The sequence below is a fragment of the Cytobacillus citreus genome, assembly GCF_018343665.1.
GTDB classification, from domain to species: domain Bacteria; phylum Bacillota; class Bacilli; order Bacillales; family Cytobacillaceae; genus Cytobacillus; species Cytobacillus citreus.
The window spans coordinates 448,656-464,327 of record NZ_JAGYPM010000003.1; the positions used below are offsets into that span (position 1 = coordinate 448,656).

Annotated in this window: 17 protein-coding genes and 1 riboswitch; of the genes, 5 read left to right on the forward strand and 12 right to left on the reverse strand. The window is 37.6% G+C overall.

From position 1 onward, the window contains the following. Nucleotides 1-280: 280 nt before the first annotated feature. Nucleotides 281-1,117 carry a lipoate--protein ligase family protein gene (locus KHA94_RS13825; protein ID WP_213102715.1) on the reverse strand — a complete coding sequence of 279 codons (837 nt, stop codon included), beginning with the start codon at nt 1,115-1,117 and terminating at the stop codon, nt 281-283. A gap of 422 nt (nt 1,118-1,539) precedes the next feature. On the opposite strand from KHA94_RS13825, the gene KHA94_RS13830 reads away from it, so the two are divergent. Next, entirely contained in the window at nt 1,540-1,920 is a 381-nt protein-coding gene (locus tag KHA94_RS13830; protein ID WP_213102716.1) for a rhodanese-like domain-containing protein, read from the forward strand. A 670-nt stretch (nt 1,921-2,590) separates the two neighbouring features. On the opposite strand, the gene gcvPB is transcribed toward KHA94_RS13830, so the two are convergent. The 3 genes from gcvPB to gcvT are packed head-to-tail and all read right to left on the reverse strand — an operon-like array spanning nt 2,591 to nt 6,514. After that, nucleotides 2,591-4,051: an aminomethyl-transferring glycine dehydrogenase subunit GcvPB gene (gene gcvPB / locus KHA94_RS13835; protein ID WP_213102717.1), complete on the reverse strand. Its 1,461-nt coding sequence runs from the start codon at nt 4,049-4,051 to the stop codon at nt 2,591-2,593. After that, complete coding sequence (gcvPA, locus tag KHA94_RS13840) at nt 4,044-5,390, reverse strand: aminomethyl-transferring glycine dehydrogenase subunit GcvPA (protein ID WP_213103253.1); 1,347 nt, start codon at nt 5,388-5,390, stop codon at nt 4,044-4,046. The genes gcvPB and gcvPA overlap by 8 nt, the downstream gene beginning before the upstream one ends. A 17-nt stretch (nt 5,391-5,407) precedes the next feature. Continuing rightward, nucleotides 5,408-6,514 (reverse strand): glycine cleavage system aminomethyltransferase GcvT, encoded by a 1,107-nt coding sequence (gcvT, locus tag KHA94_RS13845; protein WP_213102718.1) that lies wholly within the window; start codon nt 6,512-6,514, stop codon nt 5,408-5,410. A gap of 168 nt (nt 6,515-6,682) precedes the next feature. Further along, nucleotides 6,683-6,773: riboswitch (glycine riboswitch) on the reverse strand. Between the two features lie 276 nt (nt 6,774-7,049). Between gcvT and KHA94_RS13850 the strand changes: the two genes are divergently transcribed. Further along, entirely contained in the window at nt 7,050-8,738 is a 1,689-nt protein-coding gene (locus KHA94_RS13850; RefSeq protein ID WP_213102719.1) for a DEAD/DEAH box helicase, read from the forward strand. Then, nucleotides 8,716-9,510, forward strand: a complete 795-nt coding sequence (locus tag KHA94_RS13855) for a YqhG family protein (RefSeq protein WP_213102720.1) — start codon at nt 8,716-8,718, stop codon at nt 9,508-9,510. Before KHA94_RS13850 ends, KHA94_RS13855 begins: the two co-directional genes overlap by 23 nt. 297 nt (nt 9,511-9,807) lie before the next feature. Here KHA94_RS13855 and KHA94_RS13860 read toward each other — a convergent pair whose 3' ends face one another. From KHA94_RS13860 to comGA, 8 genes are all read right to left on the reverse strand, one after another. Then, nucleotides 9,808-9,993, reverse strand: coding sequence for a YqzE family protein (locus KHA94_RS13860; protein ID WP_057772327.1), 186 nt, complete (start codon nt 9,991-9,993; stop codon nt 9,808-9,810). A gap of 112 nt (nt 9,994-10,105) precedes the next feature. Beyond that, nucleotides 10,106-10,489 (reverse strand): competence type IV pilus minor pilin ComGG, encoded by a 384-nt coding sequence (gene comGG / locus KHA94_RS13865; RefSeq protein ID WP_213102721.1) that lies wholly within the window; start codon nt 10,487-10,489, stop codon nt 10,106-10,108. After that, nucleotides 10,476-10,958 (reverse strand): competence type IV pilus minor pilin ComGF, encoded by a 483-nt coding sequence (gene comGF / locus KHA94_RS13870; protein WP_338030778.1) that lies wholly within the window; start codon nt 10,956-10,958, stop codon nt 10,476-10,478. The genes comGG and comGF overlap by 14 nt, the downstream gene beginning before the upstream one ends. After that, complete coding sequence (locus KHA94_RS13875; protein WP_213102723.1) at nt 10,909-11,241, reverse strand: type II secretion system protein; 333 nt, start codon at nt 11,239-11,241, stop codon at nt 10,909-10,911. Before KHA94_RS13875 ends, comGF begins: the two co-directional genes overlap by 50 nt. Then, a complete protein-coding gene (gene comGD / locus KHA94_RS13880) occupies nt 11,225-11,668 on the reverse strand; it encodes a competence type IV pilus minor pilin ComGD (protein ID WP_213102724.1) in 444 nt (147 codons plus the stop codon). Before comGD ends, KHA94_RS13875 begins: the two co-directional genes overlap by 17 nt. Then, nucleotides 11,665-11,997, reverse strand: a complete 333-nt coding sequence (comGC, locus tag KHA94_RS13885) for a competence type IV pilus major pilin ComGC (RefSeq protein ID WP_213102725.1) — start codon at nt 11,995-11,997, stop codon at nt 11,665-11,667. The genes comGD and comGC overlap by 4 nt, the downstream gene beginning before the upstream one ends. Before the next feature lie 2 nt (nt 11,998-11,999). Beyond that, complete coding sequence (comGB, locus tag KHA94_RS13890; RefSeq protein ID WP_213102726.1) at nt 12,000-13,031, reverse strand: competence type IV pilus assembly protein ComGB; 1,032 nt, start codon at nt 13,029-13,031, stop codon at nt 12,000-12,002. Beyond that, entirely contained in the window at nt 13,018-14,088 is a 1,071-nt protein-coding gene (gene comGA, locus KHA94_RS13895; RefSeq protein ID WP_213102727.1) for a competence type IV pilus ATPase ComGA, read from the reverse strand. The genes comGB and comGA overlap by 14 nt, the downstream gene beginning before the upstream one ends. Nucleotides 14,089-14,343: 255 nt before the next feature. Between comGA and KHA94_RS13900 the strand changes: the two genes are divergently transcribed. Beyond that, nucleotides 14,344-15,045 (forward strand): helix-turn-helix transcriptional regulator, encoded by a 702-nt coding sequence (locus tag KHA94_RS13900; protein WP_213102728.1) that lies wholly within the window; start codon nt 14,344-14,346, stop codon nt 15,043-15,045. Between the two features lie 349 nt (nt 15,046-15,394). Continuing rightward, nucleotides 15,395-15,640, forward strand: coding sequence for a DUF2626 domain-containing protein (locus KHA94_RS13905; protein ID WP_213102729.1), 246 nt, complete (start codon nt 15,395-15,397; stop codon nt 15,638-15,640). The last annotated feature ends 32 nt before the right edge of the window (nt 15,641-15,672 follow it).

Below are 15,672 nucleotides of genomic sequence, written 5' to 3' on the forward strand. Positions count from 1 at the left end.
CCTCCAATTATTAAATAGGTTAACACCTAATAATAGTATCTACTATCAACATTAAATTATATCATACCTATTTGAATATGTACTCCATTGTTTCTTTATGAAAAATACTTCTCTTCTATTATTAGAAAAATTTAGCATTCGCCAAGTCCTTGTTGGTTAATGCCTTAGTTTTACTTATGCGATATTGTTTGCAGGGAATCTTATAGAAACTTGACATCACATTAGTACGTTAATAAACTTAAACTTTCCTATTAGCTAAAAAAAGCGGCATATGCCGCTTTTATCTTTTGAAATTCCATTCATCCTGTTCATAACGCTCTTGAGCTATTTTATTAACATACTCAAGCTCTTCAGCTGTCAATTCGTATGGCTTGAGCTCGATATTGAGCCCCTCTTCAAAGCCTTGTTTAAAAGCTTCCTTTGCTTGTTCAAGTGTAACTCTTTGTTTACTTATTTCGTTTATGGCAACAGCCTTGTTTTTAAAAGCCTTTTGCATCCGTTCTTTCACCCGATCATTCGGATATTTGAAAAGGCTAAAAAGCTTGTCCTCCTCTATATCGAGTAAGATCGAACCATGCTGCAGAATAACACCTTTTTGCCTTGTTTGGGCACTTCCAGCTACTTTGCGACCTTCAACGACAAGCTCATACCAGCTCGGAGCATCAAAGCAAACGGCAGAGCGGGGATTTTTTAAGGAGTCTCTTTCCTTATCTGTTTTTGGAACAGCGAAATAGGCTTCCATTCCTAAATAGTGAAATCCCTTTAAAACCCCTTCAGAGATGACTCTGTACGCCTCAGTCACTGTTTTTGGCATGTCCGGGTGCTCTTCAGATACGATGACACTATATGTAAGTTCATGCTCATGAAGAACCCCCCTTCCCCCTGTAGGCCTGCGGACAAACCCAAGTCCATTTGCCTTAACAGCTTCCATATCAATCTCTTTATCCACCTTTTGAAAATAGCCTATCGAAAGTGTAGCAGGATTCCAACCATAGAATCTAATGGTTGGAGGAATTTTCCCCTCGCTATTCCAGTCAAGGAGTGCTTCATCTAATGCCATATTAAATGAGGGTGATCCAGCACCCGTATCAATAAAACGCCAAACTTCTTTTGCCATTCATAAAACCTCTTTTTCAATAGTTTCCATGCGAATTTAAGTCTATCAAAATTAGTCCAAAAAAAAAAGTTTTGCGATTTTTGCCATGAAATTTGTCTGATTTCCTTTACTCGAATGATAGAAGACTTATATAATATTATTGAAACCTCCACCTGTAAGTGTTCACTCGTGGTTAGTTGAACATATCACGCCTCAGAACGTCCTGTGGCTTTCGCCTGACTAGGACTTCCTCGTAAATGCTATCGCTTTTCATTCGTGCGATGCTTATACTAGAGGTCATCCTTGTTCTGTTCGTCATCAGGTCATTATGGGCAGTTTCCCTCCACAAATCTTATCAATATCATTTTAGATCTTAAGTTTAGTGGGGCTATTGCCCGTTATCTGCAAAAGGTTTAGTAATGCTTGAAAGGAGAAAAACAGATTTGGATACACTTTATTTCCTTCTTATCATCTTAGGTGCAATTATTGTCTATTCGGTTATTAATTGGCTATATCAGCGAAAAATCGTTAAGACACTAACAGAAGAGCAATTTCGTGAAGGTTATCGAAAGGCTCAATTAATCGATGTTCGTGAACCAAATGAGTTTGAAGCAGGACATATTCTTGGAGCCCGTAACATCCCGCTATCACAGATGAAAGTACGATTAAAGGAGCTTCGCCCGGATAAGCCTGTTTACTTATATTGCCAAAGCGGCATGAGAAGCGGCAGAGCTGCCCAATTTCTTTACCGCAAAGGCTATAAAGATTTATCACACCTTAAAGGTGGTTTCAAAAAATGGTCTGGAAAAGTAAAAACGAAATAATATAAAGAAAACTCGCCGATTGGCAAGCCTTGGAAAGGCGAAGACAGAGGCGTAGTTGCACTTACACTTAATTCCTAAAATTAGCAACTGCGTCGAATCATCTTTGCGCTGCCAATTTATACTTTCTTAATGTGGAACAAATGCGCAAGCGCCTTCGGAACAATTAAAGGACAAATTGTTCCTGAGATGAATATTCAAAGAAGCTTTCCTTAGTGCTCACCTCCGACAAGCACAAGACTAGCCTCACGGAAAGGTGTTCTTTACCTTTCTGGGAGGATTGATCGAAAAGTGGAGGCGACTGTTTAGGGACGACAGCATAAGACGAGCTCAGCTAGAAGACGTTCTTTGTCTTCTGGCTGGGATTGGCTAGACATTCGTCCCTAGGAGCCGCAACTAGCCAAGCTTGTGACCTCGAGGTCGACAAAAGCGCGACGTCCTCCCAAAAGCTTCTCTTTTGGTCGTGCGATGTGTCGCTGACGTAGCTTTCCTTGTCCTGTCGCATTGTCGACACTAGTACGTCCTGTACGTCGGAGGTAGGCGCTGGAGCTGAACGTAGATAAACTATATCTCAAGTTATCAACAGATAGCGAAAATTATATTTTCCTATACAATAAGAAAAGACCTCTGCAAAATGAAGAGCAGAGGTCTTTTTAATTGAATCGATCATTTCTTATTGCTTTTGGTAGCGAAGAACAGGCTTTCGGGCTGCAAGTGTTTCATCAAGACGTCCGATAACTGTGTTATGCGGTGCTTCTTGAACGATTTCTGGATTTTCTTCTGCTTCCTTCGCGATTTGCAGCATGGCATCACAGAATGCATCAAGTGTTTCTTTTGACTCTGTTTCAGTAGGTTCAATCATGATACATTCTTCCACATTTAATGGGAAGTAGGTTGTTGGTGGATGATATCCAAAGTCAAGAAGGCGCTTTGCAATATCAAGTGTACGTACACCAAGTTTCTTTTGACGTTTGCCGCTCAATACGAATTCATGCTTGCAATGTCTGTCAAATGGAAGATCATAGGCATCTTGAAGCCTTCTCATCATATAGTTGGCATTTAAAACTGCATATTCTGTAACAGCTTTAAGTCCGTCTGGACCCATTGTACGAATATACGTATAGGCACGAACATTAATTCCAAAGTTTCCATAATAAGGCTTAACTCGGCCAATTGCCTGTGGACGGTCATAATCAAAGACATATTTCTCGGCTTTCTTCACTAAAACTGGCTTTGGAAGGAATGGAATCAAGTCTGCTTTTACTCCGACAGGACCTGAACCTGGGCCTCCGCCTCCGTGTGGGCCAGTGAAGGTTTTATGAAGATTTAAGTGAACTAAATCAAATCCCATATCCCCTGGACGCGCCTTAGACATTACAGCATTTAAGTTAGCTCCGTCGTAATAAAGCTTTCCGCCAGCACTATGGACAATTTCTGCCATTTCAAGAATATGCTCTTCAAATAAACCTAATGTATTTGGATTTGTAAGCATTAAAGCAGCAGTATCTTCTCCAACTACTCGTCTTAAATCCTCTAAATCTACAAGACCATTGTCATCAGATTTTACCGTAATCGTTTCAAATCCCGCTACTGTAGCTGAAGCAGGGTTCGTTCCATGTGCAGAGTCAGGGACAATGACCTTTGTACGTTTAAGTTCTCCATTTGCTTCATGGAATGCACGAACCATCATTAATGCTGTCCATTCTCCATGTGCACCAGCAGCAGGTTGTAGAGTAACTTGATCCATACCAGTGATTTCAATTAAATGCTCTTGTAAATCGTACATAAGCTCCATTGCCCCTTGAACAGAGCTTTCATCCTGTAGTGGATGAACATGAGCGAATCCAGGGAAACGAGCAACATTTTCATTGATTTTTGGATTATATTTCATTGTGCAAGAACCAAGCGGATAAAAGCCTGAGTCAACACCATGATTTCTGTTAGAAAGGGCTGTGTAATGGCGCATAATATCGAGCTCTGCTACTTCTGGTAGCTCTGCCTCTTCTTCCCTTAAATATCCTGCAGGAATCAGTTCATTAATATCAGTTTCCGGAACATCCATTTCCGGGAGACTATAACCGATGCGGCCAGGTGTGCTTAATTCAAAAACGAGTGCCTGATCGTCCTTATGCATGGTACTCCCCCATTTCTTTAACAAATGTATCGATTTCTTCTTTCGTTCTTAGTTCTGTTACAGCAACAAGCATATGGTTTTTCAAATCAGAAAAATCGCGTCCTAAATCGAAGCCGCCAATGATGCCTTTTTCAAGAAGCTTTTGATTCACTTCTTTTACTGGCTTATTCAATTTAACAACAAATTCATTAAAGGAAGGTCCTTCAAATGCAAGCTCAAAGCCATTTTCTTTAAATAGCTTTTTCGCATAATTTGATTTTTGAATGTTAGCAAGTGCCATTTCCTTAACACCTTTTTTACCAAGAGCTGTCATGGCAACTGAAGCTGCAAGTGCATTCAATGCTTGGTTGGAACAAATATTTGAAGTCGCTTTGTCACGGCGAATATGCTGCTCACGTGCCTGAAGCGTTAATACAAAGCCTCTGCGTCCTTCCTCATCTACAGTTTGTCCAACAAGGCGTCCAGGAACTTTTCTCAGCAATTTATTCGTAACAGCAAAATAACCACAGTGCGGTCCGCCAAATGCTGTTGGAATGCCAAAAGGCTGTGCATCCCCTGCAACAATATCAGCACCGAATTTCCCTGGAGATGTTAAAGCTCCAAGAGAAAGCGGATTGCTTGAAACGACGAACATTGATTTTTGCGCATGGATAATTTCTTCCAGTTCTTTTAATGGTTCAATTCTGCCAAAAAAGTTTGGGTATTGAACAATAACAGCAGCAATATCATCACTGATCATTTCTTTTAATGCTTCTAAATCTGTAACCCCATCATTATGCGGAATTTCAATGACTTCGATATATTGGCCTTTTGCATATGTTTGAACAACATCTTTGGATTCAGGATGAACTGCACTTGAAATAAGAACTTTTTTACGGCGAGTTTGGCCTGCACTCAGCATTGCTGCTTCTGCCAACGCTGTGCCCCCGTCATACATAGAAGAGTTTGCAACATCCATACCCGTTAATTCACAAATCATTGTCTGGAATTCAAAGATTGCCTGAAGCTCTCCTTGAGAAATTTCCGGCTGATACGGCGTATAAGCTGTATAGAATTCTGAACGTGATAATACATGATCAACGATGACAGGCATGTAATGATCATAAACCCCTGCTCCTAAAAAAGAAGTGTTGCTTTTAAGATCTGCATTCTTCTGAGCCATTTTAGTAAGCTCTTTCATCAGTGCTGTTTCGGTTGCAGCTGGTTTAATATTATATTCCCCTTTAAATCTAACACTTTCAGGAATATCGCTGAATAATTCATCGATTGAGTTTACACCGATTGTTGCAAGCATTTCTTTCTTATCTGCCTCAGTCATCGGTAAATAGCGATGTTTCATCATAAAAGTCTCCTCTCCTATTTTTTCTCTCTTTTATAAAATGGCGTAGCTGCTACTACTGCCTTTAGGCGCTTTCCACGAATTTCAACTTCTACTTCTGTACCAACAGCAGTATTTTCGCAGGATATTAAAGCTAGGCCAATATTTTTCTTTAATGTTGGCGATTGTGTGCCTGTTGTCACTTCTCCAATTTGCTCTTCACCCTTGAAAACCGGGTAGCCATGACGTGGAATTCCACGGTCAATCATTTCGATTCCAACTAATTTTCTTGATAGTCCATCTTCTTTTTGCTTTAATAGCACTTCTTTACCAATAAAATCAGCTTCTTTATTTACTTTCACTGCAAAGCCAATGCCAGCTTCTAACGGTGAAATTTCTGGAGAAAGTTCTTGGCCATAAAGAACAAGGTTAGCCTCAAAACGCAATGTATCGCGAGCACCTAATCCACAAGGAATAACGCCTTCTTCTTTACCCGCTTCTAAAATATCCTTCCAAATTGAAACTACATCATTATCATCGCAATATACTTCAAACCCATCTTCCCCTGTATAACCAGTTCTAGAAACAAGGGCTTTTTTGCCATTTAAATCAACATCATTTTGGAATTTAAAAAAGCCAATATCTGATAGATTTGTTTTACTAGCTAGCTTTTGTAATACACTCTCTGCCAAAGGACCTTGGATGGCAACTTGTGCTGTCTGATCAGAAAGATTTTTAATTTCTACATCACCCTCAAGATGATCAGCAAGCCATTTGTAATCTTTTTCAATATTAGATGCATTTACAACAAGTAAAAAATGATTTTCTGTAAATTTATAGACAAGTAAATCATCAACAGTCCCGCCATTTTCATAACACATCGCAGTGTACTGGGCACCAAATTCTTTCAATTTTGAGATATCATTTGTCATCATTTTTTGAAGATAGGAAAGGCTATCTGGCCCCTTTACTTCAATTTCACCCATATGGGATACGTCAAACAAACCAGCTTTTGTACGGACTGCTTCATGCTCTTCTTTAATGCTAGAAAATTGAACTGGCAGATCCCAGCCGCCAAAATCAATTGTCTTTGCGCCATAGTCCTTGTAAACATCGTATAACGGTGTACGTTTTAACTGTGACATCCACTTGTCCCCCTTATAATCTAAATTAAAAGCTTGAAATTTGAACCAAAAAAAGGACAGAAAATCCCCTCTATTTCAAGAAGATCCCTGTCCTTGCACCTGAAAGTTTACCGAATAACGGTTTTCCCCTTTGGTGGCTCCAAAAAATTAGAGCGCTCTCCAGAGTTACGTCAAATAAGGGTTCTTTTGCCTGAGAGATTCACAAATCCATTGCTTGCTCCTTCGGCGCCACAAAAGTAGTCTCTCCCCTTATCATCATCCGTATTTATAAAATTTTTCAAGTTGGTTCATACTAAACAAAATGGCGTCTTAAACGTCAAATTGCATGAATATGAGTTAGCTAGCTTTCAGCTTTCAACTCGAAACCAAATTTGAAAATCAATAAAATTATATTTCGATAAACTAAATGATTGTGGCAAATTTCAAAACTTTCAAAGCTATTCTTATCCTACCATTCGAAGGCCATTTGGGCAATGGGTAATCTGATTTTAACTACAAAACGAATACTTCCAATTTTTTAAAGGAGCTGTTTTTAATGACAGTGCGGATTGAATTTGATTCCTCTTGGCAGGAGGAGTTATTAACTAGAATTGAAAATGACGGACCTTGGGGGAACTGGGAGCTATATAAATTAGCAGTAGCAGTAGAAACACATACTACAATTCCTGATTTTGAAGGATTGCAAGCTCCAAAACACCTTTCTGGCCTTACCCCATTGCCACATCAACTTGAAGTTTCCAAGCAGGTTGTAGAAAGTATGAATGGAAAAGCTATACTTGCAGATGAAGTTGGATTAGGGAAGACAATTGAAGCAGGATTGATATTAAAGGAATATATGATTCGAGGATTAGTTAAAAAAGTGCTCATTCTTGTGCCAGCCTCCCTTGTCACCCAATGGGCAATTGAGCTGAACACTAAATTTTTCATTCCAGCAGTAACACAGCGAAAAAGCTATGTATGGGAGCAATGTGATGTGGTCGTTTCATCCATTGATACCGCTAAGCGCAATCCTCATAGAGATATCATTTACAAGCAAGATTATGACTTAATCATTATTGATGAAGCACATAAGCTTAAAAATAATAAAACGAAAAACTATGAGTTCGTTCAAAATTTGAAAAAGAAATTCTGTTTGCTCTTAACAGCTACACCCATTCAGAACCGTATTAGCGAAATCTTTAATTTAGTTTCTTTATTGAAGCCAGGGCATTTAGGAAATGAGTCAGCTTTTTATCAAAAATACAATAAAGATTCCCGTAACTTGAATGATCATGAACATTTAAAAGAGCTTGTCAATAAAGTTATGATCCGTAATAGGCGAGCTGATACAGGAATTGAATGGACGAAGCGAAAAGTAGAAACCATTCCAATAGAATTCAATAAGGAGGAAAGAGACCTTTATGACGCAGTCAGCAGTCTCCACAGGGAAGGTGACTGGTTAAGCTCTAGCCAATTTTCTATTATGACACTTCGGCGTGAAGCGTGCAGCAGCAGGGAAGCGGTCTATTTCACTCTTAAAAATATGCTAGAAAAACAAGAAGAGCCATCAAAGAGTTTCCAAGACCATATACAAGCATTAATCGCGAAGGTAGAAGCTGTTCAGCAAAATTCAAAAGCTGAAAAAGCACTTGAATTAATTCAGCAAATCAATGATAAAGTAATCATTTTTACTGAATATAGGGCAACGCAAATGTATTTGCAATGGTTCCTCAAACAATACGGAATTACCTCCGTTCCATTTAGAGGTGGTTTCAAACGAGGAAAAAAGGATTGGATGAGGGAGCTTTTCCAAAAAAACGCGCAAGTTCTTATTGCTACTGAAGCAGGCGGTGAAGGTATTAATCTTCAATTTTGTAATCATATTATCAATTTTGATCTGCCATGGAATCCGATGAGGCTTGAGCAGAGAATTGGTCGTATCCATCGCCTCGGACAGGAGAAAGACGTCATGATCTATAATTTTGCCACAAAGGATACTGTTGAAGAGCATATTTTAAAGCTGCTATATGAAAAAATTCATCTCTTTGAAAAAGTAATTGGCGATTTGGATGATATTCTAACAAAACTAGATTTTGGTAATGTAGAGGATCATCTAATTGATATTTTTGGCAAATCGGCTTCAGAAGGAGAAATGAGAATCAAAATGGAGAATTTAACAGCAATGATTCAGTTTGCTGAAGAAATAAGGGAAGGTGAGAAAAATGCAGCAACAGGAAATTCATAATTTCCTCGAGAAATATTTCAATGCGAACGGATGCGAAATCATTCAGAACGGGCAAGGCTATTTAACTGTACAGCTTACAATTGAACTAGATAAAGAACTGATGAACAGGCCCTTCTACTGGCATTATTTAGAGAAAACTGGTGGAGTGCCTAATCCAATGCAGCTCACATTGATTACGAATCCACAACTTGCTTCTGATCAATTGAAAGGGGAGACTATTCACTTTGGATCGCCTCGCCTCCACCAAATTTTTGAATCAACTAAAAATTTAGCCGGCTCAATTCGTTTATATGAAAAACACAATAAACCACAAGGACAGCAGACTCCTTTAAGACCATGGCTTGGTATGAATATTCGGATCTCATATGAATGCGACAGGAAAAGAGATGTCTTTAAATCAATTGGGTTACAATTAATAAATGGGCAAATGGTTGAGGGTTTTCATGATAAACTTCTAAACTTACCTCTGACACCGAAAATTCCTGACTATTCATTTACACTTTCTCCATTAATAATGCCAAAGAGCGGCATATCAAGAGTGGAGAATTTCTTGAGATATGAGATTGAACAAGAGGATCACTCATGGGCTGATGATGCAAGAAATCGTTGGCAAAAGGATTTAAAATTGCTGGAACATTTTTACGAGGAAGCTGATGAAAAAGATGAAAGTTATGAAATCGAAAAAATAGCTTTAAAGGAGCAATATGAGCCAAAGGTTAAAATCTCAATCGTAAACGGTGGTTTGTTTTATTTAACAGATCAAGCTGTTTAAAAACATTAAGAAAAGCGCAAGCGCCTTCAGAACAATCATAGTTCAGATTGTTCTTGCGATGATTATTCGGAGGAGCTTTCCTTAGTGCTCACCCCCGACAAGCATAAGACAGGCCGACGGGAAAGTTGTTCTTTAACTTTCTTGGCGGACTGACTTATGACCTCGAGGGGGTAGGCGCTGGAGCTAGACAATTCTCAAATTCGAAAAAAACTTTCTTATCTTTCTAGAAAACTTGGCATTCGCCAGTTCCTTTACTAGCCAAAAGAAACCGATCATTTGACCGGTTTCTTTTGCTGTTCACTTTCCTCTTTTTCTTTTGACATAATAGTACAAAATATAAGGAATCACACCGAACCACCGAAATAAAAATGGCTCTTTCATATCTTTTTTTTCTAGACGATTTCTTTTCCGTTCATTTTTGGGCTGATCAATATATTTAACTACTGTTTGGGTAATGTATTTTACGTAATCATTCGATTTCAATGGCATCACCTGCTCATTTACATATACTTTTTGATCAATTATCTTAGCTTTCAATTCAAGTATGTCCTTTAACAAAAATTAATAAACAGATGATAAAAAATGTGCAGCCAAATTAATTTCTTTCTACCCATTTAATCATCTTACCTGATTCTTCATCAAAATAACCAAACCCTTTGATATCAGGATAAGATCCTATTTTTACATTGAAGGTTACCATGAACAGAGTTTCAGTAAGTTGGGACGATTCATAATGAATCGTTCCATCAGTATACGTAAAGAAGCCTGAAAAAAGTTCTTCATCCCCCTCTATTAATATATTTTCTACCCTTTTCATTGAACTTAACAAATAGTATTCTTGCTTTAAAATCGCCTCTGATTCTTTTAAAAAACGTACTTCTGCTAAATAGGAGTCAATTTGAATAGTAAGCACTAGAGTAGCTAGCAAAATAATGCAAAATGTAAGTGGATACGTAAAGCCCTTTTCATTCCGCAGCATTTTCTTCCTCCAGTTCAATATAAGAGAAAAGAAGCGCTGAGTGGGATTGATGATATAGATCTTTTACTGTAAGTTTCATCCCGTCTTGAATTGGGGTAAAGTTGAATGTATCCACTTTCTGGAGCACAATTTCATGCCCTTCATAGTTTACTCTCCGACGCAAATTTGTGCCATATTTCTCATAGATGACATTTTGACCGTTCTTTCTTAAAATTACCTTGTTTTCATATACCTCCAACCCTTCTGACAACCTTAACTCTTTTTTCAACTGACTGACAAATACTTGCCATTCCATCCTGCTTACTCTTGCTTCAAGCCCCTCATTATCTAATAAATATTTCATGCATAAGGGAAAAAAAGAAACAATAAGAAGAAATATCGAAAATGCATAGAGCATTTCAAGCATTGTAAACCCTCTATTATTCAAATATTTCACACTTCTTGTATTCATGTTCGAGAATATCTTCATATTTCACGCAAACCTCCAAACTACCATCATTAACAGACTCTTGATAGACTTCATAAACAGTTTGATTTATTTTAATTAATTCATGAACTGGAACCCTTTCTTCCTTCTTAGCCTTTTGTAAAGTCTCATATAAAAGTTGAGTCCCATCATATTCCTGATGCAATTGAATAGATCGATTGATAACTCCCATTATCAGGGGGAAAAAGACCATTGCTATGATTAGCCAAGCGGATAAAGATAACAGCATTTCAGGCAAGAAAAAGCCATTACTCCTTCTGCACATAAAACCTTCCCTTTCCTATTAAAAAAGTAAATTTGTAACTTTCCTTATCATCAAAATTGATCCAGAATGAGCCAAATCTATTAATATTCCCATCAGCCTGAAATTGAAAAAAAAGCTTCATTGATCCCGGCTGAATCTTAATCCTTTCAGGTATTTTCCTTTCGATTAAATATTGGGAACTAACCTTTTCATGTATATAATAGGCAGCATGTCCAGATGGAAAATGCACGATTACTTCAGTATGATGAGAAATAGCATATTGTTGTGCATACAATAGATCTGATTTTAATTGGGTTAAAAATTGTTGTTTTTCAACGGAGCCAAATTGGGGCTTTATAAGAAAGGCTGATATCGAGGCAATTATGAGAAAAACACTCAATACAAACAAAGATTCTATCAAGGTGAAGCCAGCTTCTCTGCTTCTCATTCAGAAGAAGACCCCTGTTTGACTGCTATTACTTTTCCATCTTCTGTAATCGTGACCTTTGCTCCATTTGGACATGAGGTTTCCCCTTCATTTAGATATTTATCATCTACAAGTGCTTGAATACTGGCAGGAGGCTTTTTGTGCTCGATTTCATATGCTTGTACCTGGGCTTGTACCATTTTCACGAATGCTTCACATCCTGTACTATTTATCTTCGAATTATGCTTCGTAATATTTGGAATCGTAATAATTAGAAGAACTGATATAACAAGCAAAACAATTAACATTTCTATTAATGTAAAACCCTTAGTATTTTTTAAAAATTTCATTTCTAAATTCCCTCCAATAAATGAAACATTGGTAATAGAACTGCTAAATACATCGATACAATTAACAAACCAATTACAGAATATAGACAAGGCTGAATTGTTTTTAGCAATTTTTCTGACCTTTCTTCAATTAAATTTAAACAATGTCTGCTAAAGAAAAATAATTCTTGATCAAGTTTTCCGTTCTTCTGTCCGTGTCTAATGATGTGAAGCAGATCACGATCAAAAAACGGATAAATCTTTAATATTTCTTCCAGCCTCTCCCCCTTTCGTAAGCTCTTTTTTATTTCTTGGCCTAATTCTTGGTACAGCGGCTGCTTATCATTTTTTTCAAATAGACTCAGGGCTTCGTGAATCGATAATCCCCCAGCTAATAAATAACTAATCTGTACTGAAAAATATTGCGTATAAAATAATTTTAGGAAGTACCCTATGATAGGAATTGAAACGAGCACATTTTTTTGTTTAATCTGGGAATGTTTTTTAAATATCAGGCCGTAATACCCGAAGAAAATGAGGAAAAGAGAACCTATGCCCCCTATTAGAAAGGGCATCATTTTACCAAACGAGGAAACGATCTTCATGAAAAAGTTTGGCTCTAGACTCATTGAAATAAACAAGGAGGAAAATCTCGGCAGTATAATATAGTCAACAAATAGAAACAAAACAACAGTAATAAAGATCAACATAAGAGGATAAACTAGTAACTTCTTTAGTTTTTCAAAATCTTTATCCCTTTTAAGCATCATTTCGCTGCCTTCTTGGAGAGCACTCGCTAAGCCGCCATGCTGCTCTGCAAAGTATACATAGCCAATTAAATTTTTATTGAAGTTTAATTTTGATAATATTTGATAAAAAGGATAACCCTCTTTTAAATCTGCTAGACATCCTCTAACCTCCTCTTTTTTGTTTTGCGGCAACTGAAACAAGATCGATTCAATTGCTTCTGATAAGGGATAACCTCTTACTAGCAGCTCGCTTGTTCTTTTTAAAAAATGACTTTGCTCCTGCAGATTCCATTTACGCTTTCGCATGATCTAGTACCCATCGGTCATATTCAGATTCCTTGATATATCCAAGAGCAATGCCCTTTTTAATAACCTCTTTCAATGTTAAATAATCTACATTTGCTTTTTCACCCTTCGCAACCATCATCGCTGCATTTAAAGCACGCCCTGCAAGTAGCTCAAAAACGCTTGCTCTCTTCCATCTGCCATAGCTATAGCAGAAAGGAGAACACTCCCCTTGGCAAAATGGACACCTTAACTCGACAAGTCTTTGTGCTGTTACCGCAACAAGCGTTTGTTCAATCTCGACCCAATTTACTCCGAATTCATTTAATCTGTAGATAGCTCCTTTTGCATCTCTTGTATGCATAGTGCTTAAAACAAGATGTCCCGTTAATGCTGCACGAACTGCGATTTTTGCTGTTTCAGCATCACGTATTTCCCCGACCATAATAATATCTGGGTCATGCCTAAGAATTGCCTTTAAGCCAGCAGCATAGGAAACACCTGCTTTCTCATTCACTTGTACTTGAAGAACCAAATCATTATCTTTTTCAATCGGATCTTCTAGCGTTATAATATTGCGATTGAACATATGGGAGGTTTCGTTTAAAAGGGAGTACAATGTTGTAGTCTTTCCTGAGCCGGTCGGTCCAGTAAATATAATTAAACCGTGTGCATGCTTTAATAAAGCGAGCATTTTTCGTGTCATAGCTGGGAATAAAGAAATTTGGAAAAAAGGAATTTGTTCCTGCTGAGGGAGGATTCTAATAACGAGACTTTCATTATGACTAGAAGGAAGGGTGGAAAATCGAAGTCCAATCATTTGCCCATCTACTGGATAGGAGTATGCCCCACTTTGAGGCCTTCTTTTTTCACCAATGTCCATGGAAGCTGTGAATTTAAAATGGGAGATTAGTCTGTCACATTCTTCTTTCGGTAAATATAGTCTTGGAATTAATTTGTTAGCGAGTCGCATCTGGATGAGTGTGTCTTTCCTTCGGGGAACAATATGAATGTCTGAGGCTTGGTTTCTTACTGCATCTTTAATAATTCTTTCAGCTAGTTTTTCTATTATGTTCAATTGAACATGCCACCACCTTTTTTAATATTCGACCTTATTATATATTTTCCATAATTTTTTGACAAATATTTTGCATTAAAAAAATACATTTTCATATAAAACCTTTCAACATTTGGAGAAGTTTTTTAACTCATTAAATACTTCCGAGAAGCATGGGGGATATTTGTGAACATTTTATAAACTTATAGTGAATACAGTGTTAACTCTTAGGACCTGTATTATAATAGAATCAATATCGGTCTGAGGTGAGCCAAGGTGGAACAAACTTTAAAAATTACAAATGTTTTATCTGATCCAACACGCTACTATATTTATCAATACATAACAAAAAGACATACAGAAGTAACTGTTCAGGAAATTGCGGATAATTTTAATATTCATCCTAACGTTGCAAGACTTCATTTATCAAAGCTAGAAGATGTTAATATGCTTGTATCAGAAACACAGAAAACGGGAAAAGGAGGCCGACCGAGTAGACTTTATCGCTTATCGGATGATGTCATTCAGCTTCATTTCCCGTATCGGGACTACCAGCTTTTATCAAAAATAGCGATGAAAACACTGCTATCCCTTGGTGAGCAAGCTAAGAATGCGTTATATGAAACAGGAAAAAAATTTGGTCTTGAATTAATTGATCAGGAAAAGAACCGCTCTTCCCAATTTAATGAATCACTTTCCTTTGATCAAAAATTAAATATCATTAAAAATGCAGCTACTATGTCAGGCTTTCATCCTGAGTTTGAAACAAATGAGGAAAAAACAAAGATCTACTTCCAAATATTTAATTGTCCTTTTAAAGAAGTAGCTGAGGATCATAATGAATCAGTATGTAATATGCATTTTGAATTTCTAAAGGGTATGTTTGAAGCCCTATTCGATGAAATTGAGTTAATTGAAAAGGAAAATATGCTCAATGGCTGTGAATCATGCTCCTATCATGCATTCGTCACAAACTAACTAGAAATGCGGAAGCGCCTTGACCAGGGACGACATGCATAAGACGAGCCTGCAGCAAGGTTGTTTTTTAACCTTTTTGACGGATTGGCTTATGACCTCCGGCGTACAGGACGTACTAGTGCCGACGTTGCAACAGGACAAGAAAAGCTGCGGCAGCAAAACATCGCACGACCAAAAGCATGCTTTTGGGAGGACGTTGCGTACTTAGTCGGCGAGTCCCTAGGCGCTGCAGCTAGACAATAATATACAAAGAGTTATTTACTTTTAAGCTGGAAATAACTTATAATATGTAATGATGTACTTATAATATGTAATGATGTATTTTTTTGGGGTAAAAGGAGGGATACATATGGATCGTATGTACAGAGTATTAGGCTTCTGGACGGGGATTTTTGCTATCATGTTCTTTGTAGGCGACATGTATACAACATCTTTAATCTTCTTCGGCCAAACAGGATTTTTCCTACTTTTAAGTTACTTAAAGCTTTCAGAACGTATGTATATGTATGTTTTTGGCGCATATTTAACAGTGTTCTTTATTGGCTTTACATACTGGACTACATTTATGATGACTCCAGGTGTAAGCGGCCACTAAAAAGTGAATACGTACATAATAAAAAAGCGATG

Bases quoted from the DNA above. Each gene is read 5' to 3' on its own strand.
- gcvPA (WP_213103253.1), bottom strand. From the start codon at position 5,390: ATGAAACATCGCTATTTACCGATGACTGAGGCAGATAAGAAAGAAATG.
- comGF (WP_338030778.1), bottom strand. From the start codon at position 10,958: ATGAAGATATTCTCGAACATGAATACAAGAAGTGTGAAATATTTGAAT.
- comGC (WP_213102725.1), bottom strand. From the start codon at position 11,997: ATGAAATTTTTAAAAAATACTAAGGGTTTTACATTAATAGAAATGTTA.
- KHA94_RS13850 (WP_213102719.1), top strand. From the start codon at position 7,050: ATGACAGTGCGGATTGAATTTGATTCCTCTTGGCAGGAGGAGTTATTA.
- KHA94_RS13855 (WP_213102720.1), top strand. From the start codon at position 8,716: ATGCAGCAACAGGAAATTCATAATTTCCTCGAGAAATATTTCAATGCG.
- gcvPB (WP_213102717.1), bottom strand. From the start codon at position 4,051: ATGCATAAGGACGATCAGGCACTCGTTTTTGAATTAAGCACACCTGGC.
- comGG (WP_213102721.1), bottom strand. From the start codon at position 10,489: ATGCTGCGGAATGAAAAGGGCTTTACGTATCCACTTACATTTTGCATT.
- KHA94_RS13905 (WP_213102729.1), top strand. From the start codon at position 15,395: ATGGATCGTATGTACAGAGTATTAGGCTTCTGGACGGGGATTTTTGCT.
- KHA94_RS13825 (WP_213102715.1), bottom strand. From the start codon at position 1,117: ATGGCAAAAGAAGTTTGGCGTTTTATTGATACGGGTGCTGGATCACCC.
- KHA94_RS13875 (WP_213102723.1), bottom strand. From the start codon at position 11,241: ATGTGCAGAAGGAGTAATGGCTTTTTCTTGCCTGAAATGCTGTTATCT.
- comGD (WP_213102724.1), bottom strand. From the start codon at position 11,668: ATGAGAAGCAGAGAAGCTGGCTTCACCTTGATAGAATCTTTGTTTGTA.
- comGB (WP_213102726.1), bottom strand. From the start codon at position 13,031: ATGCGAAAGCGTAAATGGAATCTGCAGGAGCAAAGTCATTTTTTAAAA.
- gcvT (WP_213102718.1), bottom strand. From the start codon at position 6,514: ATGTCACAGTTAAAACGTACACCGTTATACGATGTTTACAAGGACTAT.